The 16,695-nt window shown below is 72.6% G+C and carries 15 protein-coding genes and 1 pseudogene; 8 read left to right on the top strand and 8 right to left on the bottom strand.

Going from position 1 to position 16,695, the window contains the following annotated elements; all coding sequences use genetic code 11:
• Window positions 1-4: 4 nt before the first annotated feature.
• On the bottom strand, window positions 5-2,245 hold the full coding sequence (locus ACZ6K0_RS11655) for an MMPL family transporter (protein ID WP_469231742.1): 2,241 nt from the start codon (window positions 2,243-2,245) through the stop codon (window positions 5-7).
• A gap of 315 nt (window positions 2,246-2,560) precedes the next feature.
• Here ACZ6K0_RS11655 and ACZ6K0_RS11650 point away from each other — a divergent pair, with 315 nt between their 5' ends.
• Window positions 2,561-4,048, top strand: a complete 1,488-nt coding sequence (locus tag ACZ6K0_RS11650) for a SulP family inorganic anion transporter (RefSeq protein WP_469231740.1) — start codon at window positions 2,561-2,563, stop codon at window positions 4,046-4,048.
• Window positions 4,049-4,081: 33 nt separating this feature from the next.
• Here the strand turns inward: ACZ6K0_RS11650 and ACZ6K0_RS11645 are convergent, their stop codons facing one another.
• From ACZ6K0_RS11645 to ACZ6K0_RS11635, 3 genes are read right to left on the bottom strand one after another with little or no spacing between them, the layout of a single operon-like run.
• Window positions 4,082-6,058 carry a flavin monoamine oxidase family protein gene (locus tag ACZ6K0_RS11645; RefSeq protein WP_469231737.1) on the bottom strand — a complete coding sequence of 659 codons (1,977 nt, stop codon included), beginning with the start codon at window positions 6,056-6,058 and terminating at the stop codon, window positions 4,082-4,084.
• A gap of 59 nt (window positions 6,059-6,117) precedes the next feature.
• Entirely contained in the window at window positions 6,118-6,309 is a 192-nt protein-coding gene (locus ACZ6K0_RS11640; RefSeq protein WP_469231736.1) for a hypothetical protein, read from the bottom strand.
• Window positions 6,306-6,668 (bottom strand): ArsR/SmtB family transcription factor, encoded by a 363-nt coding sequence (locus tag ACZ6K0_RS11635; protein ID WP_376398614.1) that lies wholly within the window; start codon window positions 6,666-6,668, stop codon window positions 6,306-6,308. The genes ACZ6K0_RS11640 and ACZ6K0_RS11635 overlap by 4 nt, the downstream gene beginning before the upstream one ends.
• A gap of 28 nt (window positions 6,669-6,696) precedes the next feature.
• On the opposite strand from ACZ6K0_RS11635, the pseudogene ACZ6K0_RS11630 reads away from it, so the two are divergent.
• Window positions 6,697-6,834: pseudogene (locus ACZ6K0_RS11630) on the top strand (flavoprotein); the annotation flags it as partial.
• A gap of 1 nt (window position 6,835) precedes the next feature.
• Here the strand turns inward: ACZ6K0_RS11630 and ACZ6K0_RS11625 are convergent.
• Window positions 6,836-7,483: a PepSY domain-containing protein gene (locus ACZ6K0_RS11625; protein WP_376398611.1), complete on the bottom strand. Its 648-nt coding sequence runs from the start codon at window positions 7,481-7,483 to the stop codon at window positions 6,836-6,838.
• A gap of 111 nt (window positions 7,484-7,594) precedes the next feature.
• Here ACZ6K0_RS11625 and ACZ6K0_RS11620 point away from each other — a divergent pair, with 111 nt between their 5' ends.
• Together ACZ6K0_RS11620 and ACZ6K0_RS11615 are read left to right on the top strand one after the other, a co-directional pair.
• On the top strand, window positions 7,595-8,257 hold the full coding sequence (locus ACZ6K0_RS11620) for a response regulator transcription factor (RefSeq protein WP_376398608.1): 663 nt from the start codon (window positions 7,595-7,597) through the stop codon (window positions 8,255-8,257).
• A complete protein-coding gene (locus tag ACZ6K0_RS11615) occupies window positions 8,254-9,699 on the top strand; it encodes a sensor histidine kinase (protein WP_469231733.1) in 1,446 nt (481 codons plus the stop codon). Before ACZ6K0_RS11620 ends, ACZ6K0_RS11615 begins: the two co-directional genes overlap by 4 nt.
• Window positions 9,700-9,753: 54 nt before the next feature.
• Here ACZ6K0_RS11615 and helR read toward each other — a convergent pair whose 3' ends face one another.
• Window positions 9,754-11,934 carry an RNA polymerase recycling motor ATPase HelR gene (gene helR / locus ACZ6K0_RS11610; protein ID WP_469231732.1) on the bottom strand — a complete coding sequence of 727 codons (2,181 nt, stop codon included), beginning with the start codon at window positions 11,932-11,934 and terminating at the stop codon, window positions 9,754-9,756.
• A 187-nt stretch (window positions 11,935-12,121) separates the two neighbouring features.
• Here helR and ACZ6K0_RS11605 point away from each other — a divergent pair, with 187 nt between their 5' ends.
• The 4 genes from ACZ6K0_RS11605 (at window position 12,122) to ACZ6K0_RS11590 (ending at window position 14,862) form a co-directional block, all read left to right on the top strand.
• The gene (locus ACZ6K0_RS11605; RefSeq protein ID WP_376398599.1) at window positions 12,122-12,622 is read left to right on the top strand and encodes a MarR family winged helix-turn-helix transcriptional regulator; all 501 of its coding nucleotides are present in this window, start codon (window positions 12,122-12,124) and stop codon (window positions 12,620-12,622) included.
• A gap of 2 nt (window positions 12,623-12,624) precedes the next feature.
• Window positions 12,625-13,080, top strand: a complete 456-nt coding sequence (locus tag ACZ6K0_RS11600) for a MarR family transcriptional regulator (protein ID WP_376398597.1) — start codon at window positions 12,625-12,627, stop codon at window positions 13,078-13,080.
• 115 nt (window positions 13,081-13,195) lie between these two features.
• Window positions 13,196-14,482 carry a TerD family protein gene (locus ACZ6K0_RS11595; RefSeq protein ID WP_469231729.1) on the top strand — a complete coding sequence of 429 codons (1,287 nt, stop codon included), beginning with the start codon at window positions 13,196-13,198 and terminating at the stop codon, window positions 14,480-14,482.
• A gap of 86 nt (window positions 14,483-14,568) precedes the next feature.
• Window positions 14,569-14,862, top strand: a complete 294-nt coding sequence (locus tag ACZ6K0_RS11590) for a hypothetical protein (protein WP_376398590.1) — start codon at window positions 14,569-14,571, stop codon at window positions 14,860-14,862.
• A gap of 135 nt (window positions 14,863-14,997) precedes the next feature.
• On the opposite strand, the gene ACZ6K0_RS11585 is transcribed toward ACZ6K0_RS11590, so the two are convergent.
• Together ACZ6K0_RS11585 and ACZ6K0_RS11580 are read right to left on the bottom strand one after the other, a co-directional pair.
• Window positions 14,998-15,774: a YqjF family protein gene (locus ACZ6K0_RS11585; RefSeq protein ID WP_469231727.1), complete on the bottom strand. Its 777-nt coding sequence runs from the start codon at window positions 15,772-15,774 to the stop codon at window positions 14,998-15,000.
• A gap of 113 nt (window positions 15,775-15,887) precedes the next feature.
• Complete coding sequence (locus ACZ6K0_RS11580; RefSeq protein WP_469231725.1) at window positions 15,888-16,373, bottom strand: VOC family protein; 486 nt, start codon at window positions 16,371-16,373, stop codon at window positions 15,888-15,890.
• Between the last annotated feature and the right edge of the window lie 322 nt (window positions 16,374-16,695).

Here is a 16,695-nt window from a genome sequence, read left to right as displayed (position 1 = left end):
CCGATCAGCCTACGGACACCGGGCTGTGCTCGGTCCGCTCGGGCCTCCCGGCAGGGCGCATTCCGCGTGCGGGCCACCAGTTGGCCTCGCCGAGCAGCAGCATCAGGGAGGGCAGGACCAGGATGCGGATCACGAAGGCGTCGAGCAGGACGGCGACCGCCAGGCTGAACCCGATCTGCTTCATCTCGATGAGGTGCAGCGCGGCGAAGCTGGCGAAGACCGTCACCATCACCACGGCCGCGCTGGTGACCACCCCGGCGGAGGAGGACAGGCCGTCGAGGACCGCCTGCCGGGTGGGGGCGCCCTTGAGGCGTGCCTCACGGATCCGGCTGATCACGAACACCTGGTAGTCCATGGAGAGGCCGAAGAGGATCACGAAGAGGAAGAGCGGGACCCGGGAGCCGATCGAGCCCGTGGACGTGAAGTCGAGGAGCCCCTCCGCCCAGGTGTTCTGGAAGACGAGGACCAGCACGCCCAGCGAGGCGAACGCGGAGAGCAGGTTGAGGACGACGCCGACGAGACCGAGGACCACCGACCGGAACGTCCACACCGTCATCGCGAAGGTGACGAGCAGCAGCGCCCCCACGATCAGCGGCAGCTTGCGCTTCTGGTGCGCGGGGTAGTCGGCGTACCGGGCGACCTCGCCGGTGACGGCCACCTCGGTACCGGGCAGCGCGCCGACGGTCGCCGGTACGAGGGTGCCGCGGAGCCGGTCGAGCGATACGCGTGCCTCGGCGCTGTTCACGGAGCGGTGGACGGACATCTCCAGGAGCGTGGTGCGGCCGTCGGCGGAGGTGCGCAGGACGGGTGTGCCGCTGATCGCGGGGTCCTCGGCGGCGGCGCGGTGGGCGAGTGCGCGCAGGGAGCCGGCGACGTCCGCGGCCCGCTCGGCGTCCGCCCGTACGACGACCTGGTGCATCGACCTCAGCTCGGGGTAGGCGGTCAGCAGCCGGTCGTAGGTCCGCATGGCGGGGATGGCGCGGGAGTGCGTCTCGCGGCTCATCTCGGTGATGGTGATGTTCAGGACGGGCAGGGCGAGCGCGACGAGGGCGAGGCCGGAGACGGCGAGCGTCACGGCCGGGTGCCGGGCGACGGGACGGAGGATCGCGGCGGTGATCCGGCCGCCGCCGGTACGGGCCGTACCCGGCTGGCGGGAGGCACGACGCCGTACGGGCCTGCCGGCGGCGGCGCGTTCGGCGGCTCGCGTCTCCCGGCGGATCCTGCGGCGTTCGGCGCGCGCGCCGAGCAGGGCGAGGAGTGCGGGCAGCACGGTCAGCGAGCTCAGGACGGCGACCAGGGTGACGACGACGGCGCCGGTGGCGATGGACGAGAAGATGACGTCGTCCGCGAGGTAGAGGGTGGCGCTGGAGACGGCCACGGCCAGCCCGGAGACGACCACGGCCCGGCCCGAGGTCGCCGCGGCCAGCTCCACGACGGCCTGGGTGCCGAGTCGCCCACCGGCCCGGGCCCGCTCCTCGCGTTCCCGCTTGAGGTAGAAGAGGGTGTAGTCGACGCCGACGGCCAGGCCGATCAGGAGGATGACGTTGGTGCCGACCCCGGCGTCGGGGAAGACGTGCGAGGCGACCATCGACAGGCCGACGGCGGCCACGATCGAGGAGAGCGCGAGCAGCAGCGGTACGACGGCCATGACGACCGAGCCGAAGACGATCAGCAGGGTGATCAGGGTGACGGGCAGCGCGATGATCTCGGTGCGGGCGAGGTCGTCGCCGCGCAGCTTGTCGACCCCCTTGCCGATCGAGGGGCTGCCGACCTCCTCGACGACCAGCCGCGGGTGTGCGGCCTGGACCTCGGCGGTCTGTGCGAGGAGCGCGTCGACGTGCTGCTTCCCCTCGAACTCGGCGCCCTTCATGGTGACGTCCACGCGCAGCGCGGTGCGCCGGGCGTCGGCGACCGGGCCGGCCACGGCCAGCACCTCGGGCAGCTTCCGCATCCGGGCGACGACGTCGCGGGCGGCGGCGTCGGCCTCGGCCCGGTCGAGGGGGCCGCTGCCCGGCGCGGCCCGGACGAGGACCCGCTCCAGGGGCTTCTGCTGGAGGCCGCCCTCGGCGGCGAGCGCCTCGGCACGGCCGGCCTCGCCGATGCGGAAGTCCTCGGTGGTGGCGGGGTCGGCCCCGACGGCCAGGCCGGTGCCGAGGCAGAGGGCCACGAAGAGGATCCAGCCGACCAGCGCGCGCCAGGGGTGGCGGGCGCTGTACCGGGCCATGCGTACGGTGGGGTTCGTCATGCGCCCCAGCCTCGCCGTCGGCGCCGTCTCGCCGACAGGCTCGGCCGGTTGAACCTCGTGTCCACCGGTCGGTGGACACGAGGGCACGCGGACCGCCGGAGAGCCCGCCCGCGGCCCCCCACCCGCATCGAGGTCCCCGTCCTCGTCGCCCTGGTGTACGTCTCGCCGGCCTGGCGCAGGAGGTGCGCGGAGCGGCCCCGAGGCCCGCGGTCCTGACCTCGCGATAGAGTCGCTCGTTCCGCCCTCCCGCCCGCCGCAACCGGGCGCACCCGAGCACGACAGGTTCCGAATCCCTTGTCCTCCTCCGTTTCCGTCGTGTCCCCGGTCGCGCGCCTGCGCGGGCTGAAGCCGGACTGGCTGCGCGACCCCAAGGTCTGGCGCACCGAGGTGCTCGGCGGCCTGGTGGTCGCCCTCGCGCTGATACCCGAGGCGATCTCGTTCTCGATCATCGCGGGGGTGGACCCGGCGATCGGCCTGTTCGCCTCCTTCACCATGGCCGTCGTCATCTCCGTCGTCGGCGGCCGGCGGGCCATGATCTCCGCCGCGACCGGCGCCGTCGCCCTCGTCATCGCGCCCCTCAACCGTGAGCACGGGCTGGGCTATCTGATCGCCGCCGTCATCCTCGCCGGTGTCTTCCAGATCGTCCTCGGGGCGCTCGGGGTGGCGAAGCTCCTGCGGTTCGTCCCGCGCTCGGTGATGGTCGGCTTCGTGAACTCCCTCGCGATCCTGGTCTTCATGGCCCAGATCAAGGAGCTGCGGGACGTGCCCTGGGCCGTCTACCCGCTGGTCCTGGCCGGGCTCGCGCTGATGGTGTTCTTCCCCAAGGTCACGAAGGCCGTCCCGGCACCGCTGGTCTCGATCGTCATCCTCACGGCCGTCACCGTCGCCGCCGGCATCGCGGTCCCGACCGTCGGGGACAAGGGCGCCCTGCCGTCCTCGCTGCCGGGGCCGGGCCTGCCCGACGTGCCGTTCACCCTCGACACGCTGACGCTGATCGCCCCGTACGCGCTCGCGATGGCGCTGGTCGGCCTGATGGAGTCGCTGATGACGGCCACGCTGGTCGACGAGATCACCGACACCCGCTCCAGCAAGACCCGCGAATCGATCGGCCAGGGCATTGCCAACATCGTGACCGGCTTCTTCGGCGGCATGGGCGGCTGCGCGATGATCGGCCAGACGATGATCAACGTCAAGGTCTCCGGCGCCCGTACGCGCCTGTCGACCTTCCTCTCCGGCGCGTTCCTGATGGTGCTGTGCATCGTCTTCGGCCCGGTCGTCTCCGACATCCCCATGGCCGCGCTCGTCGCCGTCATGGTCATGGTGTGCTTCGCCACCTTCGACTGGCACTCCGTCGCCCCGAAGACGCTGCGGCGGCTGCCCGCCGGGGAGATCGCCGTCATGGTGATCACCGTCGTGTGCGTGGTCGCCACGCACAACCTCGCCGTCGGCGTCGTCGCCGGCTCGGTCACCGCCGTGGTGATCTTCGCCCGACGCGTCGCCCACCACGCCGACGTCACGGCCGTCACCGACCCCGACGGCACCACGGTCGTCTACCGCGTCACCGGCGAGCTGTTCTTCGCCTCATCCCACGACCTCGTCGGCCGGTTCCGGTACGCCACCGACCCCGGCAAGGTCGTCATCGACCTCTCCGCCGCCCACATCTGGGACGCGTCCTCCGTCGCCGTCCTCGACGCCATCGGGGCCAGGTACGCGCAGCGCGGCAAGACCGTGGAGATCGTCGGCCTCAACGAACCCAGCGCCGCCCTCCACGACAGGCTCAGCGGCGAACTCACCCCCGGGTGAGGGCCACCGGACCGGTGACCCTCACCCGCTCCGTCAGCGCGTGTGGACCTTCAGGGCCGTCCGGACGGCGGACTCCAGCGCGCCCTCGATCCAGGCGGGCTTGATGGACGTGTGGCACCCCGCGAAGTGCAGCGGCCCCTCGGACGTGGGCACGTCCGGGAACAGCTCGGTGTGCTGCCCCGGGAAGAGCACGGAGGCCTCCCCGTACGCGTAGTGGTCACGCATCCACGACTGGGTCCTGCACTTGGTGGTGAAGAAGACCTCGCAGCGGCGGCCGAAGACGGCCTGCACGCCGGCCAGCGCCCGAAGGTACCGCTCCTCGTCGGCGAACGCGTCCCACTTGAGGGCGTCGTCGGCCCAGCTGTAGGAGGCGAGCATGATGCCCCCGTCGGCGCCCTCCATGGGCTGCGCGTGCTCGAAGTACATGAAGCGGTTGGCGTTGTCGCTGACCGTGCCGCCGCCCCGCACGTGCGACGCCTCCGGCTCGCGTCCCGCGACGGGCCGGAAGACGGAGAAGTACTCCTTGAGGCCGTCCGGGACCGTCACCCCCAGGTCCTTCACGGACCGGTGCGCGCCGAGGTACTCGCCGTGCGCGACCCCGCCCGCCCGGTACTTCTCGTACAGCCCGTCCTCGATGGAGTCCAGCGCCTCCTTCCACTCCGCCTCGGTGAACTCCCACCAGCGCCGGGAGAACTCCAGCAGCACCTTGGTCGCCGCGTCGTAGTGCAGCTCCGTGATCGCCCGCCGCTTGCCGTAGGCCAGCGGAGGGGCGAAGGTCACGTGCCGCAGTCCGGAGAACGGGACGGTGATGATCGCCTCGTCGCCCTCGAAGACCTCCGTGACGCCCTCCCCGCCGGACTGGTGGTCCTCGGAGACGGTGTGCACCCTGACCTTGCCGCCGCTCCGCTCGATCCGTACGGCGCGCCGGTCGAGCCGCACCTTCCCCTTCACCGGCGCGTACAGCGCGTCGGCGAACAGAGCGGTGCCGCCCTTGATCTCCCAGAACTTCGTCTTCGGGTCGATCAGCGCGGCGGACAGGAAGCTGTGCATGAAGGAGAGGTGCAGCCGCGACGTCAGGTTCTGGATGGTGCCGACGAGGTCGATGGTGCGGGTGTCGAGTCCGGCGACCTCGGTGAGGTACCGGTACATGGACCAGTGCCCGTACTGCGTGAGGATCTCGACCCAGCCCTCGACGAGGGCCGTCCCCTCCTTGTCCCGGACGAGCCGGCGCGCGGGTTCGAGGGCCTCGGCGAGGATCGTGGCGGCCGTCTTGGCGCGGTAGGCGTCCGGGACGCCGAAGGTGTCGTTGATCCGCGCGGGGTTCTTCTCGTAGTCGGCCCGGCGCATGTGGACGCCGTTGACGTGGATCCAGGTCCGGTTGGCCTGCTTCGACGGGTTCCCGACCTCCACGTCCACCAGGTAGAACTCCTGGCGGGGGAGCTCGTACTTCTCGATCAGCGCCATGAGGAGCGGGTGGCTCTCGGGCAGCCGCATCGCCCCGGCCTCGGCGTACTGCAGCGGGTCGGCGAAGGGCTGCTCCCCGTTCTCGTGGCCGCCCTTGCGGAACGTCTTGATGCGGCCGCCGACGCGGTTGCCGTTGGCCTCGATCACGACGACGTCGTGGCCCGCCCGGTTGAGCAGGTCGGCGGCGAGGAGTCCGGCCGGGCCCGCGCCGACGATCAGGACCCGCTTCGTGGCCTTCGCCCGACGGGTCGGCAGGCCGTTCTCGACGACCCTGAGGTAGGTCGGGACGAGGGACTCGTCGTGCTCGTCGTAGACGGCGATGGCGCGGGCGACCGTGGTGAACGCCCGGGGGTCGGTGCCCGGCGGCACGGCGGCGGGGACGGCGGCGGGCGCCGTCGAGGGGGTGGTCGCCGGGCTCAGAGCCGTCGCGGGCCCGGCGGATGCGGCGGCGAGCCCGGCGGCGAGCGCCGAGGCACCGGTCGCCGTGACCACGGAGCGCCGTGAGGGAGTGCTGTTGTCCGGAGTGTGCGTGTCATGAGTAGTCATCGCGCACACACTCGACGTACGGGCGTCCCACGGGCCAGCTCCGTCACACGGACGGGGAGCTAAACCACTCGTCCTGCTATATGACGGAGCCCGCTGGTCAACGCCATGATCGGCCGTCCGTCGTGTGGGTGAGCGGGTCGGTCGACGAGCGGGCTGCGGCGCTCGACGAGGCCCTCGTCGATGCCCGCCTGGTGGATCGCGGCGACCTGTTCGGCGTGCGCGGCGGTCAGGGGCACGACGGGGACGGTCATGCGACGGCCGCCTTGGTGAGGAGCGCGCCCATCGCCGCGAGGACGGACGGCTCGACGCGGTAGTACACCCAGGTGCCGCGCCGCTCGGAGGAGAGCAGCCCGGCCTCCTTCAGCTTCTTCAGGTGGTGAGAGACGGTCGGCTGGGAGACGCCGACGTCGGAGATGTCGCAGACGCAGGCCTCGCCGCCCTCGTGGGAGGCGACGGCGGAGAACAGCCGCAGCCGCACGGGATCCCCGAGCGCCTTGAACATCCGCGCGGCCCGCTCGGCCTCCTCGGTCGTGAGCGGTCGCTCGGAGAGGGGCGGGCAGCACGGGACCGCGTCGGGCGCGAGCAGCGGCAGTACGGAGTCATTCGACATGTGTCTATGTTGACGCATGTCGATGCAGGTGTCCGGGCTCTCGCGCGCCGGCCGCGACCGGACCGTCGACGCCGACCGGGAGGACCAGCCGTTCGTCGTCCACGTCACCCGCACCGACGGCCCCGAGGAAACCCTCCTCGCCCGCGCCGTCGTCGACGCCTCCGGTATCAGTCGTCGTGGTCAGCGGCGAGCGCGCCGGTCTTCACGTCCACGCTCCAGTCGTCCTCCGCCCCACCGGTCGGCCGGACGCCGACGTCCCAGCCCGTGGCGGGCCTGTCGTCCTCGTCGTCGAGTTCGACCGAGGTCACGAAGCCCTTCGCGGCGGCGGCCTGCGCCGCCTGGCGCGCGCCGACCTTCGCGTTCCGCACCGCGGCGTCCTCGGCGGCGTCCTCGGCGGCGTCGTCGGAATCGTCGTCCGTGTCCGTGTCCGTGCCGAGGACGCGGCCCGACACCGGGTCGACGTGCACGGTGTGAGTGGTGGAGCCACGCGCGCCGAGCACCACGACCTCCCAGCCGTCGTCCCAGCCGTCGTCCTGGTCCTCGTCCTTGTCGTCGTCCAGTTCGGCGGAGACCACCGTGCCCGGCCGTGCCTTCACGGCGGCGTCGATGGCCTGGACGGCGGTGATCCGATCGGCGGTCCGCACCCCCCGGTCGTCGGCGGCGCCGTCGCCGGCGCCGTCGTCGTCCTGGTCCAGTGCCGCTCGGACCTGCTGGACCGGCGCCGACTCGGTGCCGCCGGCCGCCAGGGCGACCGCGGTGCCGCCGGTGACCAGGGCGACCGCGGTGGCGGTGGCGAGCACGAGCTTGCGCTTCATGGGGTTCCTTCCGTCGTCCGATGCGATGGCCCCTACTCTGCGGAAGGAAGGCTGAAGCGGTCCTGAAGTCACCTGAAGCCGGCTTCAGGTTCCGTTTGCGAAGCTGGGGGCATGCGGCTGCTGATCGTGGAGGACGAAAGACGCCTCGCCCTGTCCCTCGCGAAGGGCCTGCGCGCGGAGGGCTTCGCCGTGGACGTCGTCCACGACGGGCTCGAAGGACTGCACCAGGCGTCCGCCGAACCGTACGACCTGGTGGTGCTCGACATCATGCTGCCCGGCATGAACGGCTACCGCGTCTGCTCCGCGCTCCGGGCCGCGGGCCACGACGTGCCGATCCTCATGCTCACCGCCAAGGACGGCGAGTACGACGAGGCCGAGGGCCTCGACACGGGCGCCGACGACTACCTGACCAAACCGTTCTCGTACGTCGTCCTCGTCGCCCGCATCCGGGCGCTCCTGCGGCGCAGCAACGGAGCCGGCGGCTCGCCGGTGCTGCACCTCGGCACCCTGAGGATCGAGACCACCGCGCGCAGGGTGTTCCGCGACGGGACGGAGATCCCGCTCGCTGCCAAGGAGTTCGCCGTCCTGGAGCACCTCGCCGTGCGCGCGGGGGAGGTCGTCTCCAAGAGCGAGATCCTCGCCCACGTGTGGGACTTCGCGTACGAGGGCGACCCGAACATCGTCGAGGTGTACGTGAGCACGCTGCGCCGCAAACTGGGCGCCGACCTGATCCGGACCGTCCGCGGCGCCGGCTACCGCCTGGAGGCGCCGTGAGCCGCCGGCGCCCCTTCGGCTCCGTCCGGGCGAAGGCGACCCTCGGCGCCACCCTGGTCGTCGCCGTCGCCCTGCTCGCGGCGGGCGTCGCCGTCCTCCTCGCGCTCCGCGGCAATCTCGGCGGGCAGGCCGACGCGGCGGCCGACGCGGCCGCGCGCCGGGTCGCGTCCCAGATCGCGGCCGGCACCCCGTACACGGAGCTCGAACTGCCCGACGCCGAGGACCACCCCGTCCAGGTCGTCGACCGGGACGGCCGGGTGCTCGCGGTGAGCGAGGACCTGGAGGCGATCAGCGGCACCGGCGTCCCCGGTGTCACCCCGGCGCCGAGCCCCGGCCCGGACCGCGACGACGACGCGGAGGACGGGGACGACGCGGACGACCCCGAAGCCGGCAGCGTCGGCGCGACCACCCGGCACGGCGAGGGCCGCGCCACCGTCGACGGCCACGACGCCCCGTACCGGTTCAGCGAGGTCGAGGCCACGGACCCGAGGGACGAGACCGTACGCGTCCACGCCGGGGCGTCCTTGGCGGGACGTCGGTCCACCGTCGGCACGGCGGCCCTCGTGATGCTGGCCGGACTGCCCCTCCTCCTGGGCGTGGTGGCCGTCGTGACCTGGCTGGTGACCCGCCGCGCCCTGCGGCCCGTCGAGGACATCCGCCGCGAGATGGCCGCGATCACCGCCTCCGCCGACCTGAGCCGGCGCGTCCCCGAGCCGGTCAGCGGTGACGAGATCGCCCGCCTCGCCCGGACGACCAACGAGACGCTCGCCGCTCTCGAAGGCTCCGTGGAACGGCAGCGCCGGTTCGTCGCCGACGCCTCCCACGAGCTCCGCAGCCCCATCGCCAGCCTGCGCACCCAGCTGGAGGTCGCTGCGGCCCACCCCGACCTCCTCGACCTGCCCGGCGCCGTCGAGGACACGGTCCGGCTCCAGCACCTCGCCACGGACCTGCTCCTCCTCGCCCGCCTGGACGCCGGCGAGCGGCCGGGCGACGGGCGGGTGGACCTGGGCGAGCTGCTGGCCGGGGAGGTCGCCCAGCGGACCGGGGACCGGATCGGCGTACGGGCGGAAGCCGACGCCGGGGCGGTCGTCGCGGGCTCCCGGCAGCAGCTCGCCCGGGTGATCGGCAACCTCCTGGACAACGCCCAGCGGCACGCGGACGCCCGGATCACGGCGACGGTGCGCGTGACGGGCGGCGGCGTCCTGCTGTGCGTCGACGACGACGGCGCAGGGGTCCCCGAGGCCGAGCGCGACCGGGTCTTCGAGCGCTTCGTCCGCCTCGACGACGCCAGGAGCCGGGACGACGGCGGCGCGGGCCTCGGCCTCGCCATCGCCCGCGACGTGGCCCGCCGCCACGGCGGGGACCTGACCGTCGACCAGGCCCCCGACGGCGGCGCGCGCTTCACGCTCCGCCTGCCGCCCGCCGAGGTCGGGAGCTCGTGACGGTCAGGACCATGTGGCGATCAGGACCACGTGACGGTCAGGATGTGATGACGGTCAGGAGCTCGTGAGGATCACGAGCTGCCGGGTCGCCCGGGTCATGGCGACGTAGCGGTCGACCGCCCCCTCGACGCCCTCGCCGTACGTCTCCGGATCGACGAGCACGACCAGGTCGAACTCCAGGCCCTTCGACAGCTGCGGGGTCAGCGACCGGACGCGGGACGTCGCGGGGAACGTCGGATCGCCGATGACACAGGCGATCCCGTCGGCGTTCGCGGCCAGCCACGTGTCGAGGACCGCGTCGAGCTCCGCGACGGATCCGCGGACCACGGGGATGCCGCTGCTGCGGACCGAGCTCGGCACGTTGGCGTCGGGGAGCGCCGCCCGGATCACCGGCTCGGCCTCCGCCATGACCTCCTCCGGCGTCCGGTAGTTGACGCTGAGCGAGGCCACGTCGATCCGGTCGATCCCGACCCGCTCCAGCCGTTCCCGCCACGACTCGGTGAAGCCGTGCCTGGCCTGCGCGCGGTCACCGACGATGGTGAAGCTCCGCGACGGACAGCGGAGCAGCAGCATCTGCCACTCCGCGTCGGTCAGCTCCTGCGCCTCGTCCACGACGACGTGCGCGAACGGGCCGGCCAGCGGGTCCACGTCGGCGCCGGGCAGCGCGCCCTCGTCGATCAGGCTGTCCTGGAGGTCCCGGCCGCGCAGCATCGTGACCGCCCCCTCGCCGTCGGCGTCGGCGTCGAGGATGTCGCTGATGACACCGGCCATCCGCTCGCGCTCGGCGGCGACGGTGGCGTCGTGGCGCCGCTTGCGCTCCGAGGCCTTCGGGTCGCCGAGCCGCTGCCGTGCCGCGTCCAGGATCGGCAGGTCGGACACCGTCCAGGCCTGCGGGTTCGCGCGCTGGAGCATCCGGACCTCGTCGCGGTCGAGCCACGGCGCGCACATCCGCAGGTAGGCGGGGACCGACCACAGGTCGCCGACGACGTCGGCGGGTTCGAGGAGCGGCCACGCGCCGTGGAGCGCGCCGACCAGCTCCTTGTCGTGCAGGAGCGACCTGCGGAACTGCTCGGGAGACACGGCGTTCCCGTCCCCGTCGGCGTCCGCGAACCCGTCTCCGTCGAACTTGTCCCACAGGATCGTGGTCAGCTCCTCCCAGATGAGGTCCCGGGCCTCGTTGTGCGGAGTGCTCGGCCCCGGCGCCTCGAACGCCTCGACCCATTCGTCGGCGCTCAGCCGGAGTTCGGCCCAGGGAGTGGTGACCGACATCCCTTCGGTGGGCGGATCCTCGTAGAACCTGACGGCCTTCTCGATCGCCTTGACCATGTCCGCGGACGACTTCAGACGGGCCACCTCGGCGTCGGCCTCGTCCGGCGCCGACGCCCCCTCCGGGACGAGGTCCCGCAGGGTGCACGTCCGCACACCCTCCTCGCCGAGGCTGGGCAGGACGTCGGCGACGTAGGCCAGGTACGGGTCGTGGGGACCGACGAACAGCACGCCGCCGCGACGGTGACCGAGGCGGGGGTCGGAGTAGAGGAGATAGGCGGAGCGGTGGAGCGCGACGACGGTCTTTCCCGTACCGGGGCCGCCGTCGACGACGAGAGCGCCACGGGACCCCGCGCGGATGATCGCGTCCTGGTCGGCCTGGATGGTGCCGAGCACGTCACGCATCCGGGCCGACCGGTTGGTGCCGAGGCCGGCGATGAACGCCGACTGGTCGTCGAGGGCGGCGTGCCCGACGAACGCGTCCTGGGTGAAGACCTCGTCCCAGTAGTCGCTGATCCGGCCGCCGGTCCAGCGGTACCTGCGGCGGCTGGCGAGACCCATCGGGTTGCCGTGGGTCGCGCCGAAGAACGGCTCGGCCGCGGGGGAGCGCCAGTCGATGAGCAGTCGGCGCCCCGAGGTGTCGGTGAGGCCGAGCCGCCCGACGTACAGGGGCTCGGAGCCGTCCTCGGCGACCATGTGCCCGAGGCACAGGTCCAGGCCGAAGCGGCGCAGCGCGCGCAGGCGGGAGGTCAGGCGGTGGACTTCCATGTCCCGCTCCATCGCCTCACGGCCGACGCCGCCGGGGGCCTTGAGCTCGGCGTCGAGACGGTCGGACAGCTCGGCGATCACCTGGTCGAGGCTCTCCGCGATGTCCGCGAAGTGCTTCTCGTCGCCGGCGATGAGCGCCGGGTCGGCCTTGGGGGAGAGTCGGTCGGGCAGGTCGAACGCACTGGTGATCAGGGGGGTCATGGTGAGAGATTCTGCGGTACCACCGGGGCCTTGCCGCAAGCCCCCCTGTGCGCTATAAGTTGTAAGTGGCAAGGAGTGCGTACGTCCTCTTGCCGCCCTCCTCCCCCCTCCTTCACCCCTCTCCCTCCGGTGATACCCGCGAGAAGATAGTAGCCATGTACATAGTAGCCATGTACTGTATCTCGATGTGAGCAGAGCAACTGAGGGCGCCACAGCGGGATTTCTGGTCTGGCGCCTGTCCATGAAGTGGCGGGTGGCCGTCGACCGGGCGGTCGCGCCGCTGGGCCTGACCCATGCCCAGTACGCGCTGATGGCGTCGCTGTACGGCATGGGGCGCTCCGGGCTCCGGCCCAGTCAGCGGCGCCTCGCCGACCACACGGGGCTCGAGCCGCTGTACGTCTCCAAGCTCGCCCGCGCCCTGGAGGCCGCCGGGCTCGTCGCCCGCACCCGGGACCCGGACGACCCCCGCGCCGTACAGCTGTCGCTCACCGAGGAAGGGCACGACGTCACGCGCCGCGCCGTCACGGTGGTCCAGCGGCTGCTCGACCAGTTGCTGGAGCCGCTCGGGGGCCAGGACGGGCCGCGTGCACGGCAGTTCACCCGCGAGCTGGCGACCCTGCTCGACGTACCGCTCGATCCGCACGTTGATCCGCACAGTGATCCGCACACCGAGAACGACGAGGAGTAGTCATGACCACCACCACTACCACCGCACCCTCGGCCAACGGCCGGGTCGTCGCCCTGGCCTTCTTCGCAGGGCGCGCCGTCCTGGAGGGCGTACTGACCCGCCACGGCATCACGTACCACCAGAGCGTGACGCTCCGGGCCGTCGTGGCCGCGGGCGGTTCCCTCGGCCGCGAGGAGCTCGTCGCCGACGTCAACGGCTCGCTGAAGACCGACGATTCGGTCGTGCGCGGCGTCGTCGACGAGCTGATCGCGGCGAAGCTGCTGGAGGAGGACCCGGCGGAGACGTCCCGCCTCCGGTTCACGGACGCCGGACGGGAACTGGACGCGACCACCTCCGCCGAGTCCGCCGAGATCTCCGCCCGCCTGTACGCCGACATCCCGGCCGAGGACCTCGCGACCGCGGGCCGCGTGCTGACACTCGTCACCGAGCGCGCGAACGCCGAGCTGGCCGGCGCCTGAGCCGCCACCTCCGTCGACCAGGGGCCTTGTCCGTACGCGCCCGTCGAATGCAGGATCGCCCCGTGATCGACAAGGGTGGGGACACGAGGGGAAGGGCCGCCGAGCCGTGGGTTCGATGATCAAGGGAGACAACAGCTTCGTACCGTCCGTCCCGCTGCGGATCGCGGTACGGGGCGGCGGGCTGGACGCCATGGCCCTGCTGCTCACGGAGAGCGGGGCGGTGAGGGGCGACGGAGACGTCGTCTTCCACGGCGCGCCGGTGCATCCGTCCGGGGCCGTCCGGTTGACGGAGGGCGGTGTCGGTGGGGGTGTCGGCCGCGGCACGGCCTGGCTGGACGTCGGCCTCACCGCGGTCGAGGAGCGGATCGCCCGCGTCCTGGTGGTCGGCTCGACGGAGAACGGCACGATGCGGGACGTCGCGGGTCTGTCGGTGGAGGCGTTCGCCCCCGACGGGACGTCGGTCGCGCGGTACGACGTGACGGACGGCGCCGGGGAGACGGCGATGGTCCTCGCGGAGCTGTACCGGCGGGCGGGCGGCTGGAAGTTCCGGGCGGTGGGCCAGGGATACGCGAACGGCCTCGCGGGCCTGGCGACCGACCACGGCGTGGACGTGGCTCAGCCGGCGGTGCAGCCGACACCGCAGCCGCAGCCGCAGCCGCAGCCGCTGCCGACGCCGGCGCCGGCGCAGCAGGCCCCGCCCTTCGCGCTTCCGCCCACGCCGCCGCCTGCCGCACCGCTGGCACCAGCGCCACCGGCCGCACCGGCCGCACCGGTCTCGCCGTTCGCCGCGGCCGCAGTGGACCGGAGGCCGCACGGACACCCCTGGTCGTACGGACCCGTCTTCGCCCCGTACACACAGATCGGCCGGGACAACGACGTGATCACCGTCAGCGGGCTCCCGCCGGGTCCGGTCGTGGTCCAACTCGACGTACAGGGCGACGGGTACACGGGCCTGGCGGTCCTCGACCGGCGCAACAAGGAGAAGGACTTCCTCGTCAACAGCACCGAGGACGACTTCCGGGGCCGGGTGCTCGCCACGGTCCCCGAGAACGGGACCCTCCGTCTCCGGCTGGAGGCGGAGGGGCCGTGGCGCGTGGAGGTGTCGCCGCTGGCGTCGGCCCGCCGACTGACGGAGGAGGACGCCGAGTTCCGCGGTCCCGAGGTGCTCCTGCACACCGGGGGAGTGGCCGACCTCGCCATCCACTACCGCGGCGACGACAACCTCATCGTGAACGTCTACGAACTCGCCGGACACGGCGACCACACCGCCCTGCCCGGGGACGAGAACCTGGTCAACGAGATCGGCGCGCGGCGCGAGACCGTTCCCCTGCCCGAGGGGCCGCTCGTGGTGCAGTTCGAGGCGGCGGACGGGCCGTGGCGGGCGCGGCTGAAGCGGGTGTAGCGGACCGCCGCGTCCGGTACGCCCGTTCGGACGGTGGGAGCGGGGGGCGGCCGTGTCCGTCGGCACGCCGCTCCGTTGTGAGGGGTATGACCTCAACACGACGCATTTCCTCGGTCCTGGCCGTCGCCGCCGCCTTCTCCTGCCTCGGCGCGTCCGCGGCCCAGGCCGTCGCCCCCACCAGCCCGCTCGGCCCGCCCATCAACCCGATCAGCGAGCTCGACGCCGTCGCGACGACCGGCATCCCCGCGGAGTCCCGCGCCCAGTTCCCCGGCATCGCGAGCCAGCTGGGCGGCCTCAGCCGGGTGAACGAGCTGGGCCAGATCCACCAGCTCACCGACCTGGCGGCCCCGGCCACCGGCCTGCTCCCCGAGATCTCCTGACCCACCGTCCCCCGCGGCACGCCCCGACGCGCCGCCCCCGAACCGGCACCGTGCGGCACCGCACGGTGCCGGTTCGACGTCTGTGCGCCGGATCGTACGAGCGGTCCATGAGCGACACCCCGGAGCCGGCTCCGTTCAGGGCGTGGGGATGCCGCCGGGGTGGTGGGCCGGGCGGCCGAACGCGACGGGGACGCCGGGGGAGTACAGCACGCTCACGGGGTCGCCGGCCGGCTGTGGCAGACCCGCCGCCGCCACCAAGTCCTCCTCGCACGCGAGCAGTTCCGCGCGGTGCAGCGGCCAGCGCGGGTGGGAGTTCGGGAGGTAGAGCGGGCGCCCGAAGAAGGCGGTGTGCATGCCCCAGCGGGCCGTCAGGAAGTGTTCGAGCTCGGTGGGGGTCTCGACGCGCTCCCCGACGCGCAGGGAGACCCTGCTGTGCGCGCCGCGCGGCCCGGGCAGACGCCGGCTGCTGCTGTACGTGACGGTGGCGCCGTCACGGCGGACGGCCATCCGCGACCAGACGTACGGGAGGCGGAACAGGGTCCGCCCGAAGGCGACGGGCACGAGCCGCGACGCGTCGAGCGAGCGGAACACCACACCGCGCCGGCCCCGCGCGTCCACCGAGTAGAGGCGGACGTTGGTCTCGGGAAAGCTGCCCAGGTAGGGGACGCCGGGCAGCCGGAACCACCCGACCCGGTGCATCCGGAAGGCGACGAGCCCGACGTACGTCACCCCGTGCAGGGTGTCCGGCACGGTCCCCGCCGGCAGCAGCGGGGCGACCACGTCGGGGTCGACGGGCCAGTGGAGGAAGGCCAGGTCGAGCCAGGACTGGGTCAGGAGGGGGTTCGGCGTGGTGTGGGGCGAGTCCGGGGTGATCGGTTCGGGGGCGAGTGCGGTGGGCGGCGCGAGCGTCACCTCGCCAGGATGGCAGAGCCCCTACGGCGGGCGGCAAGGGGCCCCGCGCCGGTACGTCGCGGCGCGGCCCCTTGCCGCCGGCAGGTCCGTCACCGCCCGGTACGGACCGCGGCTCAGGCGGCGTCCGACGGGGGCTGCATGGACTGCAGGGCCGCCTTCGCCCGCTGCTCCATCTCCTGCTCGGGGACGTCCTCGATGTGCGTGGCGAGGTTCCAGCGGTGGCCGAAGGGGTCTTCGAGCTGCCCGGTGCGGTCGCCGTAGAACTCGTCCTTGACCGCCGACAGCTCCTTGGCGCCCTGCGCGAGCGCCTTGGCGAAGACCGCGTCGACGTCCTCCACGTAGACGTGCAGGGTGACGGGTGTGCCGCCGATCGTCTTGGGCGAGCGGAACCCCATGTCCGGGAACTCGTCGGCGAGCATGATGATCGAGTTGCCGAGGGACAGCTCGGCGTGGCCGATCGCCCCTCCGGGCGCTGGCATCCGCATGCGTTCGACCGCGCCGAGCACGGACACGTAGAAGTCGATCGCGGCCGCGGCTCCGTCGACGCAGAGGTACGGCGTGACGCGCGGGTATCCCTCGGGAATGGGCTGGACGGCCACGGGGCTCCCACCTTTCCGGTCTTCCGGACGGCGTCCGGACGGTGACGGTCACGGGCGACCGCCGCCTGTGGCCATGGATAGCCCGAACCCCGAGGGCATCCGTCGGCGCCGCGCGACGACCCGCGACGGGTTCCCCCGAAGGGCTGCGGTTCCCCGTGACGATGACGGAGCCGGCGGGGGCGATCTTCATTTCGCCTTGTCCAACCTCTTGCCCGGGGTGACCTCATCTCTCTAATGTGAACCTTCAAATTCCGGGTCGACCATGTGCCTGGCCTCTTGAGGGACAGATTTTGAACGATCAAATTCATCCACGGGCAACCGA

This window comes from Streptomyces sp. NPDC042346, assembly GCF_055581845.1.
This window is presented reverse-complemented; position numbering and strand designations above follow the sequence as displayed.